This is a genomic window from Nitrospirae bacterium YQR-1 (assembly GCA_039908095.1).
Taxonomy (GTDB): domain Bacteria; phylum Nitrospirota; class Thermodesulfovibrionia; order Thermodesulfovibrionales; family Magnetobacteriaceae; genus Magnetomonas.
Genome location: JAMOBJ010000104.1, coordinates 1 through 563, shown reverse-complemented (window position 1 = coordinate 563; position 563 = coordinate 1). Strand labels below are relative to the sequence as shown.

At 36.2% G+C, this 563-nt stretch carries 1 protein-coding gene; it reads right to left on the bottom strand.

The features are described 5' to 3' along the window. Positions 1 to 563 (bottom strand): hypothetical protein (locus H7844_16115; protein MEO5358802.1); only part of this gene is annotated, 563 nt, incomplete at both ends.

The following is a 563-nucleotide window of genomic DNA, read 5'->3' as shown; positions in this document are numbered from 1 at the left end:
GAGTCGTTGAAATTATAGGTCCCACACAGTCCCTTATAATTTATTATTTTCCTTATCTCTTGTGCCGCCTTCAGAGGTTCCGCAGTTGCAGCACCCCGATAGGCCTCTGCAAGAAGTCTCATGGAATCATAAGCATCTATGGCGATATGCCCCGGAAAATGACCGTATTTGTTATTGAATTTAGTTTCAAACGCTTCCAGCTCATCCGTTTTATTATCGAAATTACATGTATGAAAGAATACCGCATCAGATGTGTTTTGGTTTTTATTTGATTGGCTTAATGCGATATCGGGTTGAGATACGACCAATACAGGTTTTTTCATATTATATTGCTCTAAAACCGGTATAAACATATTATAATAATAGTGGGGAGCTATAAATATTATTGCATCAAACTCTAAGTCCGTCCATTTTCCGACAATGTGGCTAAAGGTCAGCATATCGGTTATATTAAACGAGATGCTGTCGATTATTTTTATTTTATTGTCTCCGATATTGTAAAAACTATTTAAAATCTTTATAGAGGAATCCTCATTGAGATATGCTACAGCAGCGCTTTTATA